Below are 24,971 nucleotides of genomic sequence, written 5' to 3'. Positions count from 1 at the left end.
AACAAACTAAAGAAAAACCTTACGAAGCCATAGAAGTAAAAGGCACAAGTACTCGTGAAAGTATGGAAGAAATACTTAGTAAAATGGATATTCAAAATATCAAAGATGAAAGAGATTTATTAGCTATATTTTTAGCCTATAAAAATGGCGAGAATTTATATGATAAAAGGGTTTAAAATAAAAGAATTTAAAAATCTTAATTTTTATCAAAAGAGTAAAAAATGAAAATTAATTTTAATGATTTAAATCTAAGAAATTGGAATGATGCTTATAAAGATTATCAAAAAGCAAAAACACCCCAAGAAGAAAGCAAGTATTTAAAAGAATTAACCAATATTGCTTTATTTAAAGGTCAAGATAATATCCAAGAAAGCAATAATGCAAGTAGCAACAATGTATCAACAAATATTAGTGATATTTCTATATTTTATGTTTATATGCGTGATTTTGGCTATGCTAGGCTTCATCCTGAAATGTTTATTTCTAAGCTTTTTCAAAACGATGATGAGGCAAAGAATATTAAGGCATTTTTAAAAGAAAATGCCTTAAACAACGATTATACTGCTAATTATGATTATGAGATTAAAGAACTTTTTGCAAGTGATATTAGTGTAGATGAATTTAAGCAAAAATATTTAAAGCGTATAAACGAGCTTAAGCAAGAAAATCTAAAAGATAATATAAATGAAATTAGCGAAGAACTTAAAAAAGATGAGTTTAAACCCATAGAAGTGAAAAGTGATAATATTCGTGAAAGTATGGAAGATATTTTAAGCAAACTTGATATTCAAAATATCAAAGATGAAAGAGATTTATTGGCTATATTTTTAGCCTATAAAAATGGCGAGAATTTATATGATAAAAAAGTTTAGATTAAAAGAATTTAAAATCGTAAAAATTAGCATAATTTTAAAACTAATCACAAATTATTATATTTGTTTAATAAGCTAAGGAGTTTAATAAAATTAAGGCTTAAAAACTTAAACCCTAATTGTATTTTCAATTTTTTTTAAAATATAATTGTTTTATTACCTGCAATAAATACTTTATCATCAAACACTTTTTCAAGGGCATTTCTTAGCACTAGAGTTTCTATTTTTTTACCTGCTTTTCTTAAATCTTTTGAATTATAAGTGTGATTTACTCTAACTATGTCTTGAAAAATGATAGGTCCTTCATCTAAATTATCCGTTACAAAATGCGCACTTGCTCCTATGATTTTAACCCCACGCTCATAAGCTTGTAGATATGGATTTGCACCGATAAATGCAGGTAAAAAAGAATGATGAATATTGATGATTTTATCTTTAAAAGTATTTACAAAATTTGGGCTTAAAATCCGCATATATTTTGCTAATACTATATAATCAACATTGTATTTTTTAATCTCTTGAATTATATCTTGCTCGTAAAGTTCTTTATCTTTGCTAGTATCAATTAGGCTAAAATCTATATCAAATCTTTTCACAAAATCGCTTAAATCGTGATTTGCCATAACTTTTAAGATATTCGCATTTAATTCATCTTCATAGTTTGCAAGTAGCAAATCTCCTAAACAATGAAGTTCTTTTGATGCTAGGATTATTATGTTTTTCTTTCTTTTTGGGCTAAATGTGATTTGTGCGTCTGTTAAAATCTGTTTTAAATTATTTATAAAATCATCTTTTACACTCTCACTTGAGCTTAAAATCGCTAGAAAATAAAAAGAATTTGTATCGCTATTTACAAATTCATTATTGCTTTCTATATTAAATCCCGCCTTATAAATCTCATTTGAGATAATAGCCACAAGCCCTTTTTTATCAGGGCAAGTGATTTTTAAGATATATTCATTCATAATTTATCCTATGTTATTTAATTCAGCTTTTATTTCATTTAATTCATTTTCAGCTTTTTGCATAGCAATTTTGTTTTGTTCTACAACTTGTGCTGGTGCGTTAGCTACGAATTTTTCATTACTTAGCATTTTGTTTAGCTTTTCGTATTCTGCTAGAACTTTTTTATATCTATTTTCTAATTTAGCTTTCATTTCATCAAGTGCTTTGCTATCTACAAAAATAGCGGTTTTTAGGTTCGTGCTAACATTTACGCTAAAGCTTTCTTTAGGATTTTCATCTTGGCTTAATTCTCCTACTTTAGCTAATTTTGCTATTAGTTTTAGATAATATTCATCAAATTTATGTTCGCTTATAATTTGTGCCGGAGCGTTTTTATCAGTAATATTTGCTGTTTTTTTGATACTTCTTAGGCTATTAATCGCTTCTTTACAAAGCTCGTAGTTTTTGATAATTTGCTCTTCAGTGGTTGAAATCTCATTTATTTTAGGATACTTTTCTACCATAATTGAGCCGTTTTCAAAAATACTTGTGCTGCCTAATTTATGATATAAATAATCACTAATAAATGGCATAAATGGACTAAGCAATTTCATAGCATTTAAAAATACGCTCGCAAGCTCATCTATACTACTCTCATCAGCCTTGCTAAACTCAATTCCATAATCACAAAACTCATCCCATAAAAACTTATAAATATTCATAGCAGCATCATTAAATCTATATTCATCTAAGTTTTTGCGAGTTTCATTTACGCATTTTTGAAATTCTGCGTTTATATAAATACCTAGTGTTGTTTTATAGCTACCTAGTATCTTATAATCCTTACCTTTAAGTAGTAAGAAATTTACCGCATTATAAAGCTTATTTGTGAAGTTACGAACTAAAATCATTCTATCTTCACTCATTCTAATATCTCTTCCTTGAACGGCTAAAAGTGCTAAAGTAAAGCGTAAAATGTCAGCACTATATTTATCAATGCTATCAAGTGGGTCAATTACATTGCCTTTACTCTTACTCATTTTTTGTCCGTTTTCATCTTTTACAAGTGCGTGAAGATAAATGTCTTTAAATGGGATTTCGCCTAGCTCATTTTCACTTTGAAATAACATTCTGCATACCCAGAAAAATAATATATCAAAGCCTGTAATCAAAAGCGAATTTGGATAAAAGTCTTTTATATCGCTTTCATTCCATAAAGTGCCTTTACCAAAATCGCCATTGTTATAACCTAGAGTTGAAAATGCCCAAAGTCCCGAGCTAAACCAAGTATCAAGCACATCTTTATCTTGAGTGATACTCTCACAGCCACATTTTTCACATTTTTCTACCTTTCTCTCACTTACATGAATATGTTCGCACTCATCACAATAATAAACAGGAATTTGATGTCCCCACCAAAGTTGTCTGCTGATACACCAAGGGCGAAGCTCACGCATCCAAGCATTAAAGCTATTTATCCAATGAGCTGGATAAAACTTAGCATCACCATTATTTACTTTTTCTATAACTTTTGTTGCAATGTCGGTTTTTACAAACCATTGTTTAGAAATATACGGCTCAACGATATTTTTACAACGATAACAATGTCCAACTTGATTTACATAATCTTCAATTTTTTCAATAAAGCCTAATTCGTTTAGTTTATCAACTACTATTTTTCTAGCCTCAAGTCTTTCAAGTCCTTTAAACTCAGCACAATGCTCGTTTAAAATTCCATTTTCATCAAAAATAGTTAAAAACTCTAAATTATGTCTAAGTCCTACTTCATAGTCATTATTATCGTGAGCTGGTGTTACTTTTACAATTCCTGTTCCAAAGTTCATATCAACATGGCTATCAGCTATGATTTTTATTTTACGATTTATAATAGGCAGCGTAACTTCTTTACCAACTAAGTGCTTATATCTTTCATCTTCTGGATTTATCATTACGGCAGTATCGCCAAAATAAGTCTCAGGTCTAGTAGTTGCAACTACTAAATAATCCTTATCATTTAAAAAATATCTTATATGATAAAGTTTGCCTTTATTTTCTTCATATTCAACCTCAATATCACTTAATGCTCCATCTTTTGTGCACCAGTTTATCATTCTGTTATTTTGCTCAATCAAGCCTTTATTATAAAGGTCCACAAAAGCTTTTTTAACAGCATTTTGAAGCCCTTCATCCATAGTAAAACGAAGTCTTGAAAAGGCAGGAGTAATGCCTAGTGCTTGCATTTGCTTAACTATAGCTCCACCGCTTTGCTCTTTCCATTCCCATACTTTTTCTATGAATTTTTCACGCCCTAATTCTTCTTTTTTAATCCCTTTTGCTAAAAGTTGCTTTTCAACTACATTTTGAGTAGCGATACCTGCATGGTCAAGCCCTGGTTGATAAAGCACTTTATAGCCATCCATTCTTTTATATCTTGTAATAATGTCTTGCAAGGTAAATGTAAGTGCGTGTCCTATATGTAAAACACCTGTAACATTTGGCGGTGGCATCATAATTGCAAAGTTTTTACCATTTTCTTGAATGTTTTTATTTCCATCTATTTCAAAATAGCCTTTTTGTTTGCAAAATTCATAATAATCTTTTTCAATTTCTTTTGGATTGTAAAAATCGCTCATAAATAATCCTTAAATTAGTGTTTTTTGCCATTTTATTAATTTTTGCTTATTTTTAGGTTATTTTGCTAGACTTTTTGGCTTTTAATTTAATTTGTGGAGATGTTTTGAATAGATTAAATGATGAACAATTTGCGGCGGTTAATACTAGTTTAGGTAGTAATTTAATAATAGCAAGTGCAGGAACAGGAAAGACAAGCACAATAGTTGCAAGGATAGAAAAATTATTAAATGATGGTGCTAAAGCAAATAGCATTATGCTACTTACATTTACAAACAAAGCCGCTCGTGAAATGATAGCAAGACTTGAAAAAAAACTCGGTTCAAGCAAGATAAAAGGCATTGTAAGTGGGACATTTCACGCAATTAGTCTTGAATATCTTAAAAAGCATAAAAATATTCAGCTTAAGCGAAATAGTGAATTAAGAGCCTTACTAAAAAGTATTTACGAAAAATATTCTCCTAATAAAGATGATTTGTTTGATTATTCATATTTAGCCGATATTTATTCAAGGTTTAATAATACTAATTTAGTTGATGATTTTCGTGGATATTTAAAGGCTAATTATGAAGAGCAAGGCGATAATATTAATTTTTATTGCAAAGTTTTAAGCGAATACGAAGAACAAAAAAAAGCTCATAATTATTATGATTTTGATGATTTATTACTAAATGCTAAGGATTTTTTCACAAATGATTATAAAAATGAGCCTTTTTATGAAGTTTTAGTAGATGAATATCAAGATACAAATAATCTTCAAAGTGCGATTTTAGACGCAATCCCTAAAAAATCTCTTTTTTGCGTAGGAGATTATGACCAAAGCATTTATGCATTTAATGGGGCAAATATAGAAATAATTGGAAGTTTTAAAGATAGATATAAAAATGCTAGAATTTATTCACTTAATAAAAACTATAGAAGTGTTAGCAATATTTTAGAATTTGCAAATAGGGTTATTACAAAAAACGAAAGGCTATATCCAAAAGAGCTAATCGTAACTAGAAAAGAAGCTACAAAACCTATTAAATTACATAGTTTTAATCTAGCCAACGAACAATATGAATTCATTGCTAATGATATTTTAAGCAAACTTGAAGCAAATAATAGAGCTGATATTGCGGTGATTTATCGCAATAATTCAAGTGGTGATTTAATGGAAAGAAGCCTAAAGCAAAAGGGTATTAAAATAGCTAGAAAAGGTGGCAGTAGTTTTTATGAATTAAAAGAAATAAATACTCTTATAAATCTAGCTAATTTAACTAATAAAAATAGTGATATTTTAAGTTTTTTAGGGATTTTATTAGAGAGTAAAGGTGTTGGAAATGCTAAGGTAAATATTATTTATAAAGCATTTTTAGAATTAGGAAATGGCTCTTTATTAGAAGGTATTTTAAGACCTATTAAAAAAGATAATTATGATTTTTTAGCTAAAAGCGATGAGGCTTTTGGTCTGTTTGCAAGCACTCAAAATCAAGCTAAGCAAAGTGAGTTTAGCTTTTTAGCAACCGAGTTTAAAAATAATCCTGTTTTATTGTTAAAAGAATTAAAATTTGATAATGTAACCTTTCTTGAAGAACTTTATAAATTTTTAAAAGAAAATGAAAATATTGATAATCCTAGCGTTTTATTAAATAATGCTTATTCATCTAAGATTTTTAGCTTGATTATCAATAATCTTGCAGCTAAGCGTTCTTTTAAAGGTGCAAAAATAGTCAATGAGATAAAAGAGCAAAAGCTAGAAAATATTAAAAATAATTGTAAATATATTTTAGACGATGCGAAAAACTACAATACTTTTAAAGAATTTTATGAAAAAACTATTTTAAATATTGATTATGAAAATACTAAAGGAGTTCAGCTTTTAACCGTTCATGCTAGTAAAGGTTTGGAATTTGAAATTGTTTATTTGATTGACTTAGCACAAGGTAGATTTCCAAATCTAAAGCTTAGCAAAAGTGCTGGGGGCATTGATGAAGAGCGAAGATTATTTTATGTAGCACTTACAAGAGCAAAAGATGAGCTTATTATGAGCTGGGCTAAAAGGCAAAAAGAAGATGATAAAATAGACGCAATACGCTCAATTTTTATTGATGAAGGTAAGAAAAATTAAAAGAATTTAAATCTTATTTTAAATTCTTTATTTTTTTAGCATAATTTTTAATTCTTATAGAATTAAGTATCACACAAATTGAGCTAAGCGACATAAAAATGCTAGCAATTAATGGATTTATAAGCCCCATAAAAGCTAGTGGAATGCTAATTATATTGTATAAAAAGCTTAATGCTAGGTTTGTTTTTATTAGTCTATAAGTTCTTTTTGCTAATAAATGAGAGTTTTTAATGCCTATTAATTTATTATCAAGCATAATTATATCACTTGAATTAAGGGCTAAATTAGTAGCGTTTTTAAAGCTAATTGATACTAATGCTAATTTTAAAGCTAGTGCGTCATTTATGCCATCACCTACCATTAAGACTTTATTATTTTTACTAAGATTTTGAATTATTTTAAGCTTATCTTCGGGCAAGCATTCACTATATAAATCATCAATTTGTAGTTCTTTTGCTATTTTTTCGCAAGGCTTTTGCTTATCTCCTGATAGCATTATTACTTTTATATTTTGCTTTTTAAAATAATTTATTAGTTCTAAAGCATCATCATTTAATTGATTAGAAAATACAAAATGCTCTAAAATCTCATCATTTTTAGCAAAAAACATTTCAGTTTCGTTTTTAGAATTTGCATTAATATTATGATTATTTAATAATTTTGCAGAGCCTAGATAGTATTTATCATTTTCAAATTCTGCAACCACTCCTAAGCCGCTTAATTGCGTGAGCTTAAAGTCTTTTAAACTAGGCTTAGTATCTTTTATATATTCATTTAGCGAACTTGCTATGAAGTGATTGTTTTTATCTAAAATTGCTTTTAAAATGCTTTTTTCATAATCATTTAGATTTATTTGGCTTAACAATTCTAATTTTGATTTTGTTAAAACCCCAGTTTTGTCAAATACAGCTATGTCAATTTTACTAAGATTTTCAATATAATTTGAGTTTTTAAATAATACTTTAAGCTTTAAAGCTTCGTGTAAGCACAAAAGATTTCCAACAGGAGCACTAAGTGCAAGAGCGCAAGGACAAGCAATAATTAATAAACTAACGCTTCTAATAATTGCTTCTTGAATATCGCTCATATTATATAAAAAGCACAAAAACGCAATGCTAAAAATCGCATAACAAAAATAAACACCAATTTTATCAGTTAGTTTTTCTAGGTTTGATTTTTTAGTTTTATTTAGTAATTTTGCAAGTTTATTAATATAGCTATCTTGAAAAGTGCAATTTGCTATGTAATCAAAACTAGCACATTCAACCACGCTAGCACTTTTTATAAAATCTCCTTGCTTAATATCAACTAATTCACTCTCGCCTGTAATAGCACTTAGATTTAATCTAGCTTGTAAGCTTTTACAAGTGCCATCTATTAAGATTTTATCCCCTAAAAATACTCTAATTACATCATCTTTTTTTATTTTAGTAACGCTTATTTTTTCTATTTTGTCATTTTTAACAATATTTACACTAGCGTTTAATAAATCACTTAAAAAATCAATATTTTCTAAAGCTTGTTTATATGATAATTGTTCTAAAAATCTACCTATAAAAACAAAGCAAATTATCATAGCTACGCTATCAAAATATACATAAGAAAGTCTTGCAAACATAGCATAAATACTATAAATATAAACTAAACTAGCCCCAAAAGTAACTAAACAATCCATATTTAAAATCTTATTTTTTAAAGCAGAAATTGCGCTCTTAAACATAGATGAAGCACTATAAAAAAGCACAGGAGTGCATAAAACAAATTCTGCAAAATTAATAATATCTTGAACGCTTTGTTCCATACTAGAAAAATACCCAGCATATCTTGCGATACTAAGCCACATAATATTCATAACACAAGCAATTGCTACAATTAGTTTTGAATAAAACTCAATATGAGTTCTTTTAGCTTTCATTGTTGTATTTGGATTGTAAGCTAGTGGGATATAGCCTAGAGATATTATTATATTTAATATATCTTTTGCTTTAGTTTTATTAGGATTATATTCTATACTTGCTCTTTTTGTTTGATAATTTATATTAATTTCTAATACGCCTTCATTTTTAAGTAGCATTTTTTCAATAAGCCATACACAAGCTGCGCAATGTAAATTATCTATTAAAATTAAAATTTTTTCATAATTATTTTCTTTTTCTATGAAAAAAGAGTTCTCATCATAAGAAATTTGCTCATTAATTTTAGATAAATTTGAAGCATTTTTGTAAAAATCTTCTAAATTATTTTCATTTATGAGATTAAAAACATTTTTACAACCATTACAGCAAAATGCGTTATTGCCTTGAAAAATCATACTATTTTTATCAAAATCTATTTTACAATGAGAGCACTTCAAGATAATTTCCTTTAATTTTATTGACAATTTTATTTTTAATTTATAAAATAATTTTTAATACTTCGTTTTTTACAAATAAGGAAATCAATGGATAAAGATATACAAACAGAACAAAAGCAAGATAAAAAAAATCAAAAAAAGCATATTCCAGTAGATGGATATAAAATAGAAGAATTAAAACTACTAACTCTTGAAAAACTAATAGAAATCGCAAACGAAGCTGGTGTTGAAAATCCGATGGAATTTAGAAGACAAGAGCTAATGTTTGAAATATTAAAAGCTCAAACAAAAAAAGGTGGTTTTATACTCTTTACAGGTATTTTAGAGATTAACCAAGAAGGTTACGGCTTTTTAAGAGCTATGGATGCGAATTTAAGCGATAGTGCAAACGATGCTTATGTTAGTAATTCACAGATTAAAAAATTTGCTTTAAGAGTGGGTGATATCGTAACAGGTCAAGTAAGAGAGCCAAGAGAACAAGAAAAATATTATGCACTTTTGAAAATTGAAGCGATTAATTATTTGCCTTTAGCAGAAGCTAAAAAAAGAGCTTTATTTGATAACTTAACTCCAATTTTTCCAACAGAAAAATTACAACTTGAATACGACCCTTTAAAGCTAACGGGTAGGGTGCTTGATTTATTCACACCTATTGGAAAAGGTCAGCGTGGATTAATAGTAGCACCACCTAGAACAGGAAAAACTGAATTAATGAAAGAATTAGCAACTGCAATTGCTAAAAATCATCCTGAAAGCCAACTAATAGTGCTTTTAATTGATGAGCGACCTGAAGAAGTAACTGATATGCAAAGATGTGTAAAAGGTGAAGTTTTTAGCTCTACATTTGATCAACCTGCATTAAATCATGTGCGTGTGGCTGAACTTGTGATTGAAAAAGCTAAGCGTTTAGTAGAAATGGGTAAAGATGTAATAATCTTACTTGATAGTATCACAAGACTTGCTCGTGCTTATAATACTGCAACTCCTAGTAGTGGTAAGGTTTTAAGTGGTGGTGTTGATGCAAATGCACTTCATAAGCCAAAAAGATTTTTTGGAGCTGCTAGAAATATTGAGCATGGTGGAAGCTTAACAATAGTTGCAACTGCTTTAATTGATACGGGTTCAAGAATGGATGATGTGATTTTTGAAGAATTTAAAGGAACAGGAAATAGCGAAATTGTTCTTGATAGAAATATTTCAGATAGAAGAATATATCCAGCTATAAATATTACAAAGAGTGGAACGAGAAAAGAAGAATTATTACAAGGGCCAATTAACTTACCTAAGATTTGGGCAATTCGTTCAGCTATGAATTCTATGGAAGATGTAGAAGCGCTTAAATTTTTATATGCAAAAATGCTAAAAACTCAAAATAATGAAGAATTATTGTCAGGATTAAATGAATAATATGCAAAATTTATCACTTAAATATCGTCCAAAAAATTACGATGATTTAGTAGGGCAAAGTGCTGTTAGTAAGAGTTTAAAATATGCACTAGATAGTAAAAACATAGCTAATGCTTATCTTTTTTCTGGTCTTCGCGGGAGTGGAAAAACTAGCTCTGCTAGGATATTAGCAAAAGCACTAAATTGTGAGCGTGGGATTAGCTCAAAACCTTGCGGAATGTGTGCTAGTTGCGTTAGTAATGATGGAATAGATATTTATGAGCTTGATGCGGCTAGTAATCGTGGTATTGATAGTATTCAAGATTTAATAGAAAATACAAAATACGCACCACTTCATTCAAGATTTAAGATTTTTATAATTGATGAAGTGCATATGCTTACTCGTGAAGCCTTCAATGCGCTTTTAAAAACACTTGAAGAACCACCTAGTCATGTTAAATTTATTTTAGCAACAACTGATGTGCATAAATTGCCAGCTACTATTTTAAGTAGGGTTTTACATTTTAGATTTAAAAAAATTCCTTTACAAGATATTGTGAGTAGAATGGAATTTATATTAGCAAATGAGCAAATTCCTTATGAAAAAGAAGCTTTAACTCTTATTGCTAGAAGTGGTGGCGGGTCTTTAAGAGATAGTCTTACTTTATTAGAGCAAGGCATAATTTATTCTCAAAGAAAACTTAATAAAGAAAGCATAGCTTTAATGCTAGGCTTAATAGAGCCAAATATTATAAAGCAATTTTTTGCTGATGTTTTAAGCTCAAATGATAATGGTATTTTTAGGTTTTTAGAACTTGCTAAATCTTATGAAGCAAGTGTGGTAATTGATGAGATGAGTTCTTTTTTAAAAGATAGTTTTGCTAATAAAAATACAAATTTTTCTTTAATTTTATACGATAGATTTTTTCATATTTTAGCAAAGGCTAAAAATATGACAAAGATTAGCGATGATGATGAATTTATTTTATACATTTTAGCATTTATGTTAAAAGACGCTACAAAATTAAAAAGCATAGATGAAGATTTAAAAGTAGAAAATATAAATAAAAACGAGCAAGATTACTTAAATTTTGTAACTATGATTGCTAAAAGAGATTATAAATTAGGAGAAATATTTAAAGAATGTGCTTCTTTTGTAAGTTTTGATGGTAGTGAGTTTTGTATTAAAATCAACCCTAAAAATGAAGAAGATAAGCAGTATTTTAAACAATATTACACAAGTGTTGTAAAGAATGTATTTGCTAGTATCTTTAATGATGCAAAATTAGTTTTAATTAGCGATTTAACGAAACAAAATGTAAAAAATGAAGTAATAAAAGAAGAAAGTAATTATCCTAAAATAAATAATACTAATTTTGAAAATAATTCAAGTAAGAATTTGAAACAAGAATTTCAAAATAATTATAATACTTATGAAGAAGAGATTAAATATCCCGAGTATCAAAGCGATGATTTTTTAGATTCTAATATGGCTTTTGAAGATGAGGATAATATTTATGAAATACCAGATGATATTTTAGAGCAATACGAACCTGAACTTCAAAATATTTTATTTGAATCATTAGTAAAAATTAAAATAGAAAATGATACTTTAGAATTACATGTAATGCCGCCTTATAATGAGAAAGAAAAGGCTATTTTAAGAGATAATATTAAAAATGTTTTAGCTAAATGTAGTGCGTTTTTTAAAACTAAAAATGCAAAAATAATCAATGCAGAGCTAGATAAAAAAAAACTTCATTAGAAACTAAACCTAATGAGTTTAATAAAGAGCAAGATTTTAATATATCTAGGCATTTAGGTGAATTAGAATTATCTAAATTTGTAATAGAACCAGATTTTCAAAGTAGTATTGATTTAGAAAATAAGGCTAATGAGTTTAATAAAGAGCAAGATTTTAATATATCTAGGCATTTAGGCGAATTAGAATTATCTAAATTTGTAATAGAGCCTGAAAACATTGAAGAAAAAAATATAAATTTAGAAATAGAGCATTTAAAATTAAGTAAAGAACAATTAGAAATTAAGAAAAAATTAGATTTAATTACAAATGCTTTAGGACCTTTAAGTGAAAATAGACCTTGAAAAATAATGTTAATTTGATATAATCACGACTTTACTTTTCTTGGGGCTGACTAGGTTTCGACAGGATTAGTAAGGGATTAGCTGCATGCCGTGTTGCTACGTTAAACGCTAAATTAAAATTAAACGCAAACAAAAAAGAATTAGCTCCTGCTTACGCTTACGCTGCGTAAGTTCAGTTGAGCCCTGCGATGCTTAAAGCTTGTAATAGCATTAGCGGGTCATCATTCAAGCTAGTTTAAAGTTTTGGCTAGACTTTAAATAAAATAAAAGCCTTAGTTTTTGCTAAAGTCGTAAGCTGCACTTGGTAAAAATGAATTTAAGCAGCCTACTAAGCATGTAGACGCTGGTTTTGAGCTAGTTTTGGACTGGAGTTCAAATCTCCACAGCTCCACCATTCTTATTTTTTATCATCTTTTATCATTATTTATCAAATTATCTTTAAATGTCTATAATATCACGCTTTAAGCTTGTTTATTTTGTATGTTTCTTTTATCTTTATTTATCATTGTTTATCTTTTTTTATCATTATTTATCAAATTTTTAGTCCTTAATTTAAGTCCTTAATCATTTTTAAGGACTTAAATTGAACTATTAGGGACTAAAACAATAAAAAAAGGAGCTTATTATGCTAACTGATAGTGAAATCATAAAATTAAAGCCAAATGATAAAGTTTATATGAAAAAGGTCGTTTATAATTTATATATTTGTATAACACCTAAAGGTAAAAAATCTTTTGTTTTAATTACATTCATTAATAAAAAAAGAGTTAAAAAGACACTAGGCGAGTTTAGCTCAAGTTTTAGAATAAGAAATGCAATAATGCAAATTGATAGCACACAAGAAAAAATTATTAATGATAAAAATAAAATACCTTTCAAACAAGTATGTTATGATTATATGCAAACTCAAGAAAACCAAATTAGCGATAAGCAATTACACACATATTATTCACTATTAGATAGATTTATACTTGATAAAGAATTGAGCGACAAAGACATAAAAGAAGTTAGCAAAGCCGATATTATAAAACGCTTTGGAATACTTAAAGATAGAAGCTCAACTGCTAAAAAGCTTTTAAATCTATTAAAACGCATATATTCTTACGCTTGCATGCTTGATTATACTGACAATCACATATTATTTCCTATAAAGCTTGATATGATAGTTCGCTATAAGCCAGTAGAAAATTATCCTACAATAACTAAAGGCGATGATTTAGAATATCTATTCACACTAATTCAAAAAGCAAGACCTATTACAAAATACGCATTAATTTTTAATGCACTTACGGCATTAAGACCTGGCAATGTGAGATTACTCAAATGGGAATATATAAACGATGATATTTTAGAAATACCTGCAGAACAAATGAAACGCAAAAAGCCGTTTTATCTACCACTTAGCACCCAAGCAAAAAGAGCGCTAGAAATTATGAAGACTATGAAAAACAGTGATTATGTATTTTATAGTGAAAAAAAGCCTAATCAGGGAATAAGCGATAATACTATGCGTTCATTTTTACGCAAAAATGGAGTAACTAATGATGAATTCACACCTCACGGATTTCGTGCAATGTTTAGCACGATAGCTAACGATAATAATTATTCAAGCGAGATTATAGAGCTTTGCCTAGCTCACACGGTAGGCGGAGTAAAAGGCGTATATGATAGAAGCCATAAGCTAGAAGTGAAAAGAGAACTTATGCAATGGTGGGGCGATTATTTAGAGAAGTTTATTAAGGATTTTCTATGAATTACGATGAATGGAACGAAGTAAAAAAGAATACTAGCAAAAGTACTGAAAAAGCTGTTAAAGTAGGTAAAGTATACTGGGTACGATTAGGTTTAAATATTGGTTCTGAAGTTTACGGCAAGGGTGAAAACTATGTAAGACCTGTGCTTGTGTTAAAATTAATTTATAAAAACTCTTTTATAGGAGTGCCATTAAGTACTAAGGCGAAAGACAATAACTTTCCATATTTTTATAGCTTTTATACTAAAAATAATGATATTAGAACGGCTTTGTTATCTCAAATAAAATTATTCGATACAAAAAGAGTAGAAAATATAGCAAATATTAATATAAGTAAAAGTGATTTTGAAAATATTAGAGATAAGATAAAGGCTAATTTAATTTAGCCTTTTTAAATTCCCCTAGCTCTAAGGCTAGGCATCCGAGCCGTTATCTTGCGATAAGGGGACAAAACTTGCTATTAAAAGCAATTGTCATTATTTTAACTAAAAATTATTAACAAACCATTAAATTAACCCCACACCTAAAAGGCGGGGGATACCGACTACCTAAAAGGTAGGGCGACTAAGCCAACAAGGCTGAAACATTTTAATTATAGTATTTGTTTAGTTAATTTGCAAAGCCATAGTAAATAAGAATAGAATTTATTTCCGTATTAGGGAGCCATTAGCCCCCATAACTTAATTTTTTATCCCCTTTCCACCTTAACTCAAGTTCCCAACCTGCAATCTGCTTTCCATCTTCAATTACCCACTTGCCATAGATTGGCGTATAAGAACTATCGGCTCTTTTTATTTTATAACTTTCTGCTGTAAATGGCAATCCTTGATTAGTGCTAATTCTTTTATTAAAATAATTCCTTGTTTCCATAAAACTAACATCAATTAATTGCTTCAAGCAAGGCGGATAATTAGTGCCTAGAATATCCCTAAGCCCAGTGCAAATCCTAGTGGCTATATTTTCTCCTAAAACATTAAAATTATCCTTATTCATAAGCAACCACCCACGCTCTGCCAATGCTTTCTTTACCTCTTTGCTTGGTTTATCATAATCAATCTTGCTTTTATGTTCTAGTTCGCACTCTAAAACCTTGAGCTTTAATTCATACTTTTCTTTTTGTTGTGCTAATTGTGATTTATAACCTAAAGCAACTCGCTTATTTCTGCGTTCTAGGTTTGAGATTAGCTTATTACTATTTTCAAGCTCTTTATTTTTTAACAAATGCTCCATTTTATTAAACGCATTAATATAATCAATCTTAAAGCGATAAGCTTTTTCTCCAGTAAAGCCCATTACAAGCATAACAAAGCCATCACGGGTTATTTTGTAAGCTTTTAATTTTCTTCCCGTGCTGTCGGTGTATTCACTCGGCTCAAAATTGAGCTGAGTGAAATTATCCTTTGGGAATTCATTAATTTTGCGTATAATGTTTTTGTGGTTTTTCTCGAACACTTGAGCCACACTCAAAGAAGTGGTAAATGTTCCACCATTTACTACTTCAAACTCTACATTCTGTCCGTTTATAACAACTAAATCTGTCATATTTTATCCTTTCTACTTTTATAAATCCACACGCAAGTGGCAACAAAAACTAAAACCATAACTAAATCTAATACCATTTTTAATCCTTTCTTGGTAAAATTACCAAGGAGCTTAATGCCTAAAGTATTTTAGTCCCCTTGTTGGGGAGTGGCTTTAAAGCCACCCTAGGAGTTTTGCTATCCAGTAAAGCATTTGCAAAACTAAAACTAAAATCTGGAGAACTTTAGTCATTTTTGCTCCTTTTGTTTTATTATAAAAGTTATGTTTTATAACTTTTATGACAATATTATAACATAAATTATAACTAATGTCAAGTAAAAGGTAATAAAAACGAAATATTTTTTTATTTTTAGTTATATTTTTATACTTTTAAGGATTTAACCACCTTAAAATTTAGGTGGTTAAGAAATAAAATTTTTAAGCAGTGTTTTTAGTTGGTTTTGTTCGCTTAATTTTTTTTCAAGCTCATTTATTTTAAGTAACATTTCGCAAGATTTTTGCACTTGCTCTCCAACTTCGCCTATTGCAAGCTGTTTTACTCTTCCTTCGCTAACACCTATTAGTTCTCCCAACTGCTTGTATGTTAAATTTAATTCTTTACAAGTTTGTTTTACTATATTGTATTCAAAACTTGTCTTAAAAGATGTATATCCACATTCTTTACATACTCTATCGCCAGTATCTATTTCTCTATCTCCAGCTTCTTCTATATCTATTCTTTCTTTTTTTATATTTTCACTACCACATTGAGGGCATTTTATCATTTCTTAATCCTTTTGCGTTTTTGTATTGTATTTTTTGTAACATAATCATCTCCTAATTTAATATTTTTAAGAGATGATTGTTTAATTTTATTTAACTATCTTTTCCCTTTTTTGGATTTGGTACGAAAAACCATACCAAAATCGTTAATATTATTCCAACGAAAGTAATTGTTTTATAAATTATATCAAGCGTTTCCATCTTTACCTCCTTTGTAAATACAAGCTGAACCAAATGCAACACATACGATAACAGCTATAATGCTCCAATAATTAAAACTTTCATCTTTTAAAACAGGTGTGATTATCGCTAATGCAAAAATCACTTTTGCAAAATCAAATGAAAGTTTGCCTAATTCTTTTAATAAATCTTTCATAGTAAAAATTATAGCAAATAAAATTAATTAACAATCATCTCTAAAAGAACATAAATTACTAATACTAGTAATTATGATTAAATTATATTCTAATTTGAGAATAAAGTCAAGTAATTTATTTTAATATTAGGATTTTATTTCTTTAAAATACTAATTTTAGTATTTTAAAGGTATAGACATTTTGTCTACACCTTATAATTTGCTAGCGACTTCAAAAGCTTTTTTAAATACATCTAATTTTCCCTTTAACTGTTTGTTTTCTATTAAGAGATTAAGTGATAGCTCTGCCATCTTTGGAATATTCGTCGTAGCCCAGCCTGATATTGTTGATTGTGGAACATCTAGTATTTCACTTAGCTCTTTTTGTGTAATTCCTAATTCTTTACAAGTTTGTTTTACTATATTTTCTTCTTTGTTGTTTGCATAATGCCACTTTATACAATAGTATTCACCACCGATTGATTTTTCTGCACTTTCTGCAAACACTATATGATTACCACCTTCATGAATAAATGGCTCTTTGCCTGTAATGGCTTCAATTTGTGCTTTTATATCTTCTATTAATAGTTTTTCGTTTCCACGCTTTACTTCTATATTGTTTTTTATTTTTCTTTTTAATGAACCATAAGTAAAAATTCTTTCATTTGTTAAACTATCATAACCATAAAAATCTTTTTCCATAAAATCTCCTACTTATTCCTAAATACTAAAATATTCAAGTAAGAATTAAGTTAATTTATTACTTAATTCTTTAATATGTTTTATAGCCATACTTACTAGGCTATCTTGTTTAAGTAGTCTTGTAAATTTTCTTCGCTAACTTTCCAAGTCGCTTTAAAAGCTGTTGATTTAGCATTTAAAATACCTTGCTGTAAATGTCTATAAACTGTTATATAACTTTGGCTTGTAATTTTTGCCACTTCTTTTAATGTGTATGTTTTTTTCATTTTAACCCCTTGCCATATACTCTAAAATTTCAAGCATACATCTATCATCTACTGAATGAAAATCTTTATTTTGTAAATACTCTAGCTTCGTTTTAAGCGATTCTTCTGTCACTTTCCCAGCTAAAATACGATAAGCTAATTGATTATTCAGTAACTTCGCACAATCAATAAGCAAAGCTGTGTAATAAAAGCTCTCGTATTTTTCTTGATTGTCCTGTTCGCTTTCGCCTTGCTTTTTGCCTTTTCTTGCTTTATATTTTGCAGCATTAATTCTGCACCAAGCCAATAAATCTTTTTGCTTATACTTATCATACATTTTATAAATGGTTGCGTCCTTACCACTTCCGTAGTGGGGGCTTTTTGGATTTAGTAATGGATGTAGTTTCATTCTTCATCTCCCCAAACAAAAGTAATATAATCTTGCTCTTTGTTATATTCATCAATGATTTGCTCTATATGTTTTGCTATATCTTTTGAAGTACAATGCTTTTCTAGCTCGATGGTTTTTTGAATGTTAATAACTTCGTTATAGCTTGTAAAATTTGTGTCAATTGTTGCATAGTTCAAATCAATATAAAAAATAAAGTTATTTATATAATTAGTTCCTAGTTTTTTTCTTATTTCTTCATTTTTTATATGCAAGAAAACGCAACCGTCAACTAATAAAGCAACACTGAATAAATTACTATACTTATAAAAGTTATTAATTTTTAATTCTAATTCTATTATTTCTTCTAAATCTTTTTTATTAATTAGTTTTACTATTTCTCTCATCTTAAACTCCTTAAAATCTTTAATTCTTTATCTCTTAGTTTGTTTAGGCTGCTAGCTGTGTAGCTAGTGCCTAAGTTTTCGTTATATCTTGCTAAACCAAAACGCTTTATAAAAAGCTCTCTAATGCTTATTTCTAAGCAAAAGATAATTATATTTCTTACATTACCAAGGCAATTCATCAGCTCCACCTTGTTGGTAATTGTTGTTTTGGTAATTCTGCTGTGGCTGTTGATAATTATTAGCTTGATTTTGTCTTGGTTGTTGCTGATAATTATTGTTTTGATAATTATTTTGTCTTGGCTGTTGATAATTGTTTTGGTAACCACCTTGATTGTTATTTTGATTATCTTGCTTATTATCTAGCATCTCCATATTTTCTATAATCAATACAATTTTACTTCTATTCTGCCCTGTTTGATTGTCTACCCATGTTTGCTGTTGTAAATATCCTTCAACTGCTAGTTTTGAGCCTTTATGTAAGTATTGGTTCATTACTTCAGCCGTGCGATTAAATGCTACTATGTCTAAAAACAAGGTTTCTTCTATTCTCTCGCCGTTTTGATTATTTCTAATACGACTTGTTGCGATAGTGTTATTTACTATCGCTGTGCCTGTGCTACTTAAAGTTTTTAGTTCTATATCTTTTGTTAGTCTTCCTATAATGATTGTCTTATTCACGCTATCTCCTTAATTCTTATTGTTCTTGTTTCGCTAGTCTTTTTATCACTTTCTAAAATCTCATATCCGTTACGCTCAACTATCGCTTTATAATCAATTGTTTCTCTCGTGCTTATGCTATAAGTTAGCTTTGCTGTAGGTGTTTCGTAAATCGTGCTATCATCAAACTGATAAAAGTAGCTTTTAAGCTCTTTTTCACGCTCCCCTAATGCTTTTAATTGCTTTTGCACTTCGCATAATTCATCTGTTTTTATTAGTGCTTGATAATCAATATTTTTGTATCTATAAGTGCTTTCAAACTCTAGCCATTTGCTTCTAATCTCATCTTGCATTTCTAAATCAGGCTCTATGTTTATAAGTTCAATATCAAGTGTGCCATCGTATTTTGGATAAGCGATAGCTAAAAGTGCTTTTTTAGCTTTGCTTACCATCATTTGATGCTGTATTTGATACATATATCTTAATGGCACTTCGTTTGAGTTTCTATAAGCGATTAGCCCTAGTTCGCTTACCTTAATTTCTAATATCTCGCCGTTATCATATCCATCTAAACTCGCAATAAAGCGTCCGTCTTGTTCGTCTTCGCACACGATAGGCTTAAAATTACGCTTCAAACTAACATTTATAAAATCTCTAACTTTTGGCTCATATTCTACGCCAAGCTCAACTGCAGGTATCCAAGAGATGTCAGGACGCTTTCCACCACCATATCTATAATATGCTTCTTGATAGGCTTTGTGATAACCCACACCAAAAAGCACAGGTGTAATACTCGCACTAAACTTATCTTTGCGATAGTCTAACCATTCTTGTGTATTTTGCTCTAAATTAATTATTTTCATATTAACTCCTTAAATTGTCTAATATTTTGTGTAATTGCTCAGGTTTTGCATTTTCTAAACTTTTAAGTTTTTCACACTTTAGTATTTGTTCTATTGCTACATTGTTTATTTTTGCTAGGTTTTTGATTTCATCAACTAAAGAATTTGAATTTGGGTTTTCGTCATTATCTAAACTATCAGGATCATCTTCGCTATCATCAAGACATAATAAAGATGAAACGGCTCTTTTTTTAGCATAAGTTGAAGCTGTTCCCCAAATCTGCTCCTTACTCATACCTTTGTGGTTATAGTCAATCTCCACGATAGCATTAGAACTAATACTCTCATTTGCTTTTTGTAGAATAGCTGTAGCTTCTAAGATAATCTTGCCATCAAAATCGCATAAGATTTTTTCGCTAAATGTAAGCGTCGTTTCTAATCCTTCGCTTGCCTTTTTATAATTTTCTAAAATGCTTTCTATTGTTCTATATTCGTATTTTGCAAACTTATTTTTGGCATCTTTTTTCGCTTTTATCTTTTGCTGAATAGTGCTTAATACTTTTATAATCTCACTCATCTAAATCTCCACAATCAATTCTGTATTTTCTAGTTCTAATAATTGAATTATCAACAACGTGGTGAGTTGAACTAGAAAACTCAACCCCTTCTTTATTGCGATAAAATCTACAATCATCACGGCTTTTATCCCTAAAGCCACTACAAAAGTTAGTAAGATTAAATCTTGCTATGTCTGTTAAATAAAAATCACGCATTTTTTAAATACCTTTCATTAAATATCTTTTTTAGTATTTTTTAATCTATCAACTGCAAACTTAAATCTTCTATCTCTTATTATGTTACGATTATCTACATAATATACTAAAGCCGAATAATCTTTTCTATGTCCTGAAATTGCATAATCATAAGTTAAAGTTTTGATTTCTAAACAATTCATATAAATCTCCTTTTTTAATAATATACTTAAAAGTATAGTTAAAAATATCTTAATAATATCTTAAAATATATTTTTTAGTATATTATTTTTAAACTATTGATTTTTTTTATTTATTTCACTATACTAAAAAAGATATTTATAAATTAAGGACTAGCTATGAATACACAACAAGTAAAAGAAGAAAGTAAAATAATCAAAAAAATATTAGATATTGATGTGTTAAGAACATATCTAGGCAGAAATGGTTATGCTTGGTGGTCTAGGCATTTTCTTAGTTTGGGTATTAAAGGAGCAAAAGAACCTAGTATTAAGTGTTGGGTAAACGAAGATAAAAATATGGCACCAAAAAGAGAAATGCTTTTTATAATTGCTAAAGAGAATAATGTAGATGTTAGTACATTTTTTAAAGACAGGACAATGTTAAATGATAGCGAGAGAGAAGTATTAGATAGTATATTAAATGAGGCACAAGAATTAGATTTGGAAAGCTCTAAGATTATTTATATCCCTTTTTATAAAGATTTAACTGTTTCAGCTGGAACTGGGATAGAAGTATTTGAAACTGACAAAGTTGATATACCTTTTTTAAAAGATGAGATTATGGCTCATTTGGAAATAAGAAAAGTAAAAGAGCTTAATGAATTAGCACTGTTTCCCATGATAGGAGATAGTATGAAGCCTACAATAAACGAAGGAAGTTCGTTAGTCGTTAAAAGGCTAAGTAATATTCCTGTATATGGTGCCATTTATGTTTTGTTTTATGAAGATAAATACTATGTAAAAAGAGTAGTTGAGATAGATGATAAACTATTTTTACGCAGCGATAACAAAGAAGATTATAAAGATAAAGAAGTTTTACCAGACCGTAATTTTAGTGTCTTAGGAATGGTCGTTGGTATTTATAATTACGATTTTAAAAAATTATGCTAGTTTAAAGTATTTTAGCTATCCTTTTAATAAAAAAAGGATGGCTTATGAATAAAGATGATGTTTTAGCAAAATTAAAAGAAGATATAAATATTTTTAAAATACTTGATAAAGAATTATATAAAGATAAAAATATTTGCTATTACGCACTCACACAAAATACAAAGCTAGTAAAATATGTAGATGAAAGCTTGTTAGATGATAGTGATTTTGCCTTTTCTATCTTACAGCTTAGTAGCTCCCATTTTAACAAACTTAGCGAAAGATTGCAAAATGATTATGATTTTATACTAAAGCTATCCGAAAACAAAATCAATCATCAGACATCAAAGCAAAAAAGAAAAGCAAATGGAAAAAATATTTATTGATTTATTTAGCTATTTGTTTAGTTGGTTATATTGTAGAACAAATGCTATCTTGATATAACATTCTTTTTATTTGTAATACAAATAACAACCTTTTATTTTTTAAACTTCATCTATGTATAAGATAAGCATAGATGATAATTTAACTAGAATTATAAAAAAGCGTAAGTTTAGCCATGCATTACGCCCGTTTTTGGGCTGTGATAGCTTGATTGATAAGAAGCTAACACACGCTAATACTCACGCATATTTAAAGATTTTAGCAGAGCAAATAAAATTACTTGAGCCTAGAATTGCCATCAAAAAATTAGCCCTAAACGGAACAAATGTGCTTATTGATTACGAAGTAATTGAGAGCAAGGAGCGTGTCGTTTATGAATTATAATGATATATTTTTCGCTCCATTTGATATAGATAAAGCTCGTAACGAAATCATAGAAAACTACAAAAACAAAGCAAATCAAAGCGATTATAAGCCATTAATAAATGATGATATTATGATTTTAACTGATTGCTTTTTGGAGTGGTTTAAGACAAAGCACGAATATATCACAAATATAGCTATGCAAAATTATTTAGCTTATTCACGCGATACATTTTTAGATGAGCTTGTAGCACTTGTAGGACTAACTAGAAAACACGCAAACAATGCAACAAGTAAAATCAAAATCACAGCAAATAGCCCTACATTTATACCTAAGAACGCAAAGCTTAGCGATGGCAAAGGTCATTATGCGTATTTGCTAAATGATGTATATGTAAAAGATGAGATTATAGAGCTATGTGAGATAGAAAATAACGAGTTTTTAGATATGAAAATATCAATGCTTGAAACTCAAAATATCTACATTGAAAAAATAGAGCAAATAACAGAATGGCAAAACGATAGCTATCGTGAGAGCGATGAAGAGCTAAAAGAACGCTTTAAACTAGCACTTCATAGATTTAGCACGGCAGGAAGTGCTGAAAGCTATTTATTTTATGTCTTATCAACTAAAGCTGTATTAAAAGCTAAAGTATATGATGATAACACAAAGCCAGGACAGGTCTTCATTTGTTATTACACTCAAGCTGAAAATATAGAGCCACAAATCTTAAAGGCCCTTGAAAACAAAGTGCCATTAACAGATAAAGTCAATTTAATTAAATGCCAAGAAATAGCACAAGATTTGCTAATAAAAATCAAAGTAAAAGATGATTTTTTATTTGCCGAGAACTTAGCAAAGATTGATTATATCATAAAAGATTTTTATAAAAAGCTTGATATTAGTGAAAATGTAAGCGTGAGTAAAATCATAAGTTTATGCAATGATGAGAATATAAGTGATATAAGTATCACAACTCCACTTCAAACGATAGATAAAAATAGCATTTTAAAGCTAAATTCATTAAGGATTGAAAAATGGATTTAAGTATTTATTCAAAATCTTTAGAAAATTACAAAAACTCTATTTTAGAAGTGCTTGATAATGCATATTCTATAAATACCGAGCATTTTTATAAGCCAAATGTAAAAAATACAAAAGTTTTATCATCGCAATGGGGACATCATCAAGAGCTAAAAACGCCGCTTTTACTAAATCAAAGCGAAGGGACTGCGAGCTATTTTAAAACTATGCTTCGTGGGGTTTTTGCTGATTGTAAAGTTGTTAATTTAGATAAGCCTTACACTTTTAAAGCAGTGGTTGAGATTAGCGAAAACACAACTAGCGAAAACATACTAAAGCTTAGCGAATACATAAATAAATATAAAAACGTAAGAAGCGTATGTGAAAACATAGAACTTATCACAATACACGAAACACCACTTAAGATAAAGGCAGTTATGCAAATAAAGGAGTTTAAAGAACTATGACAATAATTACGAATGCAGGTAAAAAGCTAATAACACACGCAATTATAAATAAGCTTGATTTATTTATATCAAAGGTTGTTTATGCTGATTATAATTTAGATACACTAGATGAAAACACAGCGTCTTTAACAAATATCAAATATGAAAATCTTCCAACAAGCGTAAGAATAGATGAATTTGATAACTCAAAAATAATCCTTGAAGCGGTATTAAAAAACGATACAGCACAAGATTTTTTCATAAATTGCGTGGGCTTTATTGCAAAAAATGGGGAGCTTTTATGTTTTACTAAAATAAACAGAACATTTGTACAAAGTGCAGTAAACAATACAAACGCTTCATTGTTTCATTATAAGTTAGCAATGGAGCTTAAACACGCAAGTGAATTAAGTATAAAAATAGATGAAACGATAGTCTATCCAACTTTAGCACATTTTAACGCTTCTCAAAAAGCACAAGATGAGTTAATAGCTAAACTAGGATTAGATAAAGTCAATATAAGTGATTTTACAGCTTCTCAAAACTTGCAAGATGAGAAAATAAAAACTCTTGAAAATACTAAAGCTGATAAAGCAGCTTTGAATAATTACTATACTAAAACAGAAACTTATACAAAAGCTGAGATTGATAAAAAAGATACAGATAAGTATAATGCTTTAAATAATGCTAAAGCTGATAAAACGCAATTAAATAATTATTACACTAAAACTGAAAGCAACAATCTATTAAACGCTAAAGTAAATACAAATACATATACAACAGAGCAAAACGCTCAAAACACTAGACTTACAAATCTTGAAAGCTCAAGAGCTT

Annotated in this window: 28 protein-coding genes and 1 other RNA gene; 13 read left to right on the top strand and 16 right to left on the bottom strand. The window is 28.8% G+C overall.

Annotation, left to right across the window (positions count from 1 at the left end):
• Positions 1-221: 221 nt before the first annotated feature.
• Positions 222-872 (top strand): hypothetical protein, encoded by a 651-nt coding sequence (locus KJR01_RS08750; RefSeq protein WP_214118693.1) that lies wholly within the window; start codon positions 222-224, stop codon positions 870-872.
• Positions 873-1,009: 137 nt separating this feature from the next.
• On the opposite strand, the gene purU is transcribed toward KJR01_RS08750, so the two are convergent.
• Together purU and KJR01_RS08740 are read right to left on the bottom strand one after the other, a co-directional pair.
• Positions 1,010-1,837 carry a formyltetrahydrofolate deformylase gene (gene purU, locus KJR01_RS08745; RefSeq protein WP_214118690.1) on the bottom strand — a complete coding sequence of 276 codons (828 nt, stop codon included), beginning with the start codon at positions 1,835-1,837 and terminating at the stop codon, positions 1,010-1,012.
• Positions 1,838-1,840: 3 nt separating this feature from the next.
• Positions 1,841-4,450: a valine--tRNA ligase gene (locus KJR01_RS08740; RefSeq protein WP_214118688.1), complete on the bottom strand. Its 2,610-nt coding sequence runs from the start codon at positions 4,448-4,450 to the stop codon at positions 1,841-1,843.
• Between the two features lie 104 nt (positions 4,451-4,554).
• Here KJR01_RS08740 and KJR01_RS08735 point away from each other — a divergent pair, with 104 nt between their 5' ends.
• The gene (locus KJR01_RS08735; protein ID WP_214118679.1) at positions 4,555-6,558 is read left to right on the top strand and encodes an ATP-dependent helicase; all 2,004 of its coding nucleotides are present in this window, start codon (positions 4,555-4,557) and stop codon (positions 6,556-6,558) included.
• 13 nt (positions 6,559-6,571) lie between these two features.
• Here KJR01_RS08735 and KJR01_RS08730 read toward each other — a convergent pair whose 3' ends face one another.
• Positions 6,572-8,911, bottom strand: coding sequence for a heavy metal translocating P-type ATPase (locus KJR01_RS08730; protein WP_214118677.1), 2,340 nt, complete (start codon positions 8,909-8,911; stop codon positions 6,572-6,574).
• Between the two features lie 87 nt (positions 8,912-8,998).
• Between KJR01_RS08730 and rho the strand changes: the two genes are divergently transcribed.
• From rho to KJR01_RS08705, 5 genes are all read left to right on the top strand, one after another.
• Positions 8,999-10,318, top strand: a complete 1,320-nt coding sequence (rho, locus tag KJR01_RS08725) for a transcription termination factor Rho (protein WP_214118675.1) — start codon at positions 8,999-9,001, stop codon at positions 10,316-10,318.
• A 1-nt stretch (position 10,319) separates the two neighbouring features.
• Complete coding sequence (gene dnaX / locus KJR01_RS08720; RefSeq protein ID WP_214118673.1) at positions 10,320-12,062, top strand: DNA polymerase III subunit gamma/tau; 1,743 nt, start codon at positions 10,320-10,322, stop codon at positions 12,060-12,062.
• 383 nt (positions 12,063-12,445) lie between these two features.
• Positions 12,446-12,797, top strand: a transfer-messenger RNA (tmRNA) gene (gene ssrA / locus KJR01_RS08715).
• 231 nt (positions 12,798-13,028) lie between these two features.
• Entirely contained in the window at positions 13,029-14,156 is a 1,128-nt protein-coding gene (locus KJR01_RS08710) for a tyrosine-type recombinase/integrase (RefSeq protein ID WP_214118671.1), read from the top strand.
• The gene (locus KJR01_RS08705) at positions 14,153-14,542 is read left to right on the top strand and encodes a type II toxin-antitoxin system PemK/MazF family toxin (protein WP_214118669.1); all 390 of its coding nucleotides are present in this window, start codon (positions 14,153-14,155) and stop codon (positions 14,540-14,542) included. The genes KJR01_RS08710 and KJR01_RS08705 overlap by 4 nt, the downstream gene beginning before the upstream one ends.
• Before the next feature lie 280 nt (positions 14,543-14,822).
• Here KJR01_RS08705 and KJR01_RS08700 read toward each other — a convergent pair whose 3' ends face one another.
• The 13 genes from KJR01_RS08700 to KJR01_RS08640 all read right to left on the bottom strand — a co-directional run bounded on the left by KJR01_RS08700 (position 14,823) and on the right by KJR01_RS08640 (position 21,011).
• Complete coding sequence (locus KJR01_RS08700) at positions 14,823-15,698, bottom strand: Rha family transcriptional regulator (protein ID WP_214118667.1); 876 nt, start codon at positions 15,696-15,698, stop codon at positions 14,823-14,825.
• 401 nt (positions 15,699-16,099) lie between these two features.
• Complete coding sequence (locus tag KJR01_RS10290; RefSeq protein WP_250325180.1) at positions 16,100-16,462, bottom strand: hypothetical protein; 363 nt, start codon at positions 16,460-16,462, stop codon at positions 16,100-16,102.
• Between the two features lie 185 nt (positions 16,463-16,647).
• A complete protein-coding gene (locus KJR01_RS08690; protein ID WP_214118665.1) occupies positions 16,648-16,836 on the bottom strand; it encodes a DUF6722 family protein in 189 nt (62 codons plus the stop codon).
• Between the two features lie 192 nt (positions 16,837-17,028).
• Positions 17,029-17,517 (bottom strand): helix-turn-helix domain-containing protein, encoded by a 489-nt coding sequence (locus KJR01_RS10465; protein WP_214118663.1) that lies wholly within the window; start codon positions 17,515-17,517, stop codon positions 17,029-17,031.
• A 95-nt stretch (positions 17,518-17,612) separates the two neighbouring features.
• Positions 17,613-17,783, bottom strand: coding sequence for a helix-turn-helix domain-containing protein (locus KJR01_RS08680; protein ID WP_214118661.1), 171 nt, complete (start codon positions 17,781-17,783; stop codon positions 17,613-17,615).
• Position 17,784: 1 nt separating this feature from the next.
• Entirely contained in the window at positions 17,785-18,171 is a 387-nt protein-coding gene (locus KJR01_RS08675; protein WP_214118659.1) for a DUF3310 domain-containing protein, read from the bottom strand.
• On the bottom strand, positions 18,168-18,557 hold the full coding sequence (locus tag KJR01_RS08670) for a hypothetical protein (protein WP_214118657.1): 390 nt from the start codon (positions 18,555-18,557) through the stop codon (positions 18,168-18,170). Before KJR01_RS08670 ends, KJR01_RS08675 begins: the two co-directional genes overlap by 4 nt.
• Positions 18,554-18,736, bottom strand: coding sequence for a hypothetical protein (locus KJR01_RS08665; protein ID WP_214118655.1), 183 nt, complete (start codon positions 18,734-18,736; stop codon positions 18,554-18,556). Before KJR01_RS08665 ends, KJR01_RS08670 begins: the two co-directional genes overlap by 4 nt.
• Entirely contained in the window at positions 18,720-19,235 is a 516-nt protein-coding gene (locus KJR01_RS08660; protein ID WP_214118654.1) for a single-stranded DNA-binding protein, read from the bottom strand. The genes KJR01_RS08665 and KJR01_RS08660 overlap by 17 nt, the downstream gene beginning before the upstream one ends.
• Positions 19,232-20,077, bottom strand: a complete 846-nt coding sequence (locus KJR01_RS08655; protein WP_214118652.1) for a lambda-exonuclease family protein — start codon at positions 20,075-20,077, stop codon at positions 19,232-19,234. Before KJR01_RS08655 ends, KJR01_RS08660 begins: the two co-directional genes overlap by 4 nt.
• A gap of 1 nt (position 20,078) precedes the next feature.
• Positions 20,079-20,633, bottom strand: a complete 555-nt coding sequence (locus KJR01_RS08650) for an ERF family protein (RefSeq protein ID WP_214118651.1) — start codon at positions 20,631-20,633, stop codon at positions 20,079-20,081.
• Complete coding sequence (locus tag KJR01_RS08645) at positions 20,626-20,829, bottom strand: hypothetical protein (protein ID WP_214118649.1); 204 nt, start codon at positions 20,827-20,829, stop codon at positions 20,626-20,628. Before KJR01_RS08645 ends, KJR01_RS08650 begins: the two co-directional genes overlap by 8 nt.
• A 17-nt stretch (positions 20,830-20,846) precedes the next feature.
• Positions 20,847-21,011 (bottom strand): hypothetical protein, encoded by a 165-nt coding sequence (locus KJR01_RS08640; RefSeq protein WP_214118647.1) that lies wholly within the window; start codon positions 21,009-21,011, stop codon positions 20,847-20,849.
• A 156-nt stretch (positions 21,012-21,167) separates the two neighbouring features.
• Between KJR01_RS08640 and KJR01_RS08635 the strand changes: the two genes are divergently transcribed.
• From KJR01_RS08635 to KJR01_RS08610, 6 genes are all read left to right on the top strand, one after another.
• Positions 21,168-21,941: a S24 family peptidase gene (locus tag KJR01_RS08635; protein ID WP_214118645.1), complete on the top strand. Its 774-nt coding sequence runs from the start codon at positions 21,168-21,170 to the stop codon at positions 21,939-21,941.
• A gap of 44 nt (positions 21,942-21,985) precedes the next feature.
• Positions 21,986-22,306, top strand: coding sequence for a hypothetical protein (locus KJR01_RS08630; protein WP_214118643.1), 321 nt, complete (start codon positions 21,986-21,988; stop codon positions 22,304-22,306).
• A gap of 112 nt (positions 22,307-22,418) precedes the next feature.
• Positions 22,419-22,688, top strand: a complete 270-nt coding sequence (locus KJR01_RS08625) for a hypothetical protein (protein WP_214118641.1) — start codon at positions 22,419-22,421, stop codon at positions 22,686-22,688.
• The gene (locus KJR01_RS08620) at positions 22,678-23,715 is read left to right on the top strand and encodes a baseplate J/gp47 family protein (protein ID WP_214118640.1); all 1,038 of its coding nucleotides are present in this window, start codon (positions 22,678-22,680) and stop codon (positions 23,713-23,715) included. Before KJR01_RS08625 ends, KJR01_RS08620 begins: the two co-directional genes overlap by 11 nt.
• Positions 23,706-24,158, top strand: coding sequence for a hypothetical protein (locus KJR01_RS08615; protein WP_214118638.1), 453 nt, complete (start codon positions 23,706-23,708; stop codon positions 24,156-24,158). Before KJR01_RS08620 ends, KJR01_RS08615 begins: the two co-directional genes overlap by 10 nt.
• Positions 24,155-24,971 (top strand): phage tail-collar fiber domain-containing protein (locus tag KJR01_RS08610; RefSeq protein WP_214118636.1); only part of this gene is annotated, 817 nt, incomplete at its 3' end. The genes KJR01_RS08615 and KJR01_RS08610, both read left to right, overlap by 4 nt.

Source organism: Campylobacter sp. 2018MI10 (assembly GCF_018501175.1).
Classification (GTDB): Bacteria; Campylobacterota; Campylobacteria; order Campylobacterales; family Campylobacteraceae; genus Campylobacter_E.
Note: the sequence above shows the minus strand (reverse complement) of the source record. Positions and strands in the feature narration are given on the sequence as shown.

Coding starts and splice junctions, on each gene's coding strand:
- KJR01_RS08750 (WP_214118693.1), top strand. CDS start 222: ATGAAAATTAATTTTAATGATTTAAATCTAAGAAATTGGAATGATGCT.
- purU (WP_214118690.1), bottom strand. CDS start 1,837: ATGAATGAATATATCTTAAAAATCACTTGCCCTGATAAAAAAGGGCTT.
- KJR01_RS08740 (WP_214118688.1), bottom strand. CDS start 4,450: ATGAGCGATTTTTACAATCCAAAAGAAATTGAAAAAGATTATTATGAA.
- rho (WP_214118675.1), top strand. CDS start 8,999: ATGGATAAAGATATACAAACAGAACAAAAGCAAGATAAAAAAAATCAA.
- dnaX (WP_214118673.1), top strand. CDS start 10,320: ATGCAAAATTTATCACTTAAATATCGTCCAAAAAATTACGATGATTTA.
- KJR01_RS08710 (WP_214118671.1), top strand. CDS start 13,029: ATGCTAACTGATAGTGAAATCATAAAATTAAAGCCAAATGATAAAGTT.
- KJR01_RS08705 (WP_214118669.1), top strand. CDS start 14,153: ATGAATTACGATGAATGGAACGAAGTAAAAAAGAATACTAGCAAAAGT.
- KJR01_RS08700 (WP_214118667.1), bottom strand. CDS start 15,698: ATGACAGATTTAGTTGTTATAAACGGACAGAATGTAGAGTTTGAAGTA.
- KJR01_RS10290 (WP_250325180.1), bottom strand. CDS start 16,462: ATGATAAAATGCCCTCAATGTGGTAGTGAAAATATAAAAAAAGAAAGA.
- KJR01_RS08690 (WP_214118665.1), bottom strand. CDS start 16,836: ATGAAAGATTTATTAAAAGAATTAGGCAAACTTTCATTTGATTTTGCA.
- KJR01_RS10465 (WP_214118663.1), bottom strand. CDS start 17,517: ATGGAAAAAGATTTTTATGGTTATGATAGTTTAACAAATGAAAGAATT.
- KJR01_RS08680 (WP_214118661.1), bottom strand. CDS start 17,783: ATGAAAAAAACATACACATTAAAAGAAGTGGCAAAAATTACAAGCCAA.
- KJR01_RS08675 (WP_214118659.1), bottom strand. CDS start 18,171: ATGAAACTACATCCATTACTAAATCCAAAAAGCCCCCACTACGGAAGT.
- KJR01_RS08670 (WP_214118657.1), bottom strand. CDS start 18,557: ATGAGAGAAATAGTAAAACTAATTAATAAAAAAGATTTAGAAGAAATA.
- KJR01_RS08665 (WP_214118655.1), bottom strand. CDS start 18,736: ATGAATTGCCTTGGTAATGTAAGAAATATAATTATCTTTTGCTTAGAA.
- KJR01_RS08655 (WP_214118652.1), bottom strand. CDS start 20,077: ATGAAAATAATTAATTTAGAGCAAAATACACAAGAATGGTTAGACTAT.
- KJR01_RS08650 (WP_214118651.1), bottom strand. CDS start 20,633: ATGAGTGAGATTATAAAAGTATTAAGCACTATTCAGCAAAAGATAAAA.
- KJR01_RS08645 (WP_214118649.1), bottom strand. CDS start 20,829: ATGCGTGATTTTTATTTAACAGACATAGCAAGATTTAATCTTACTAAC.
- KJR01_RS08640 (WP_214118647.1), bottom strand. CDS start 21,011: ATGAATTGTTTAGAAATCAAAACTTTAACTTATGATTATGCAATTTCA.
- KJR01_RS08635 (WP_214118645.1), top strand. CDS start 21,168: ATGAATACACAACAAGTAAAAGAAGAAAGTAAAATAATCAAAAAAATA.
- KJR01_RS08630 (WP_214118643.1), top strand. CDS start 21,986: ATGAATAAAGATGATGTTTTAGCAAAATTAAAAGAAGATATAAATATT.
- KJR01_RS08625 (WP_214118641.1), top strand. CDS start 22,419: ATGTATAAGATAAGCATAGATGATAATTTAACTAGAATTATAAAAAAG.
- KJR01_RS08620 (WP_214118640.1), top strand. CDS start 22,678: ATGAATTATAATGATATATTTTTCGCTCCATTTGATATAGATAAAGCT.
- KJR01_RS08615 (WP_214118638.1), top strand. CDS start 23,706: ATGGATTTAAGTATTTATTCAAAATCTTTAGAAAATTACAAAAACTCT.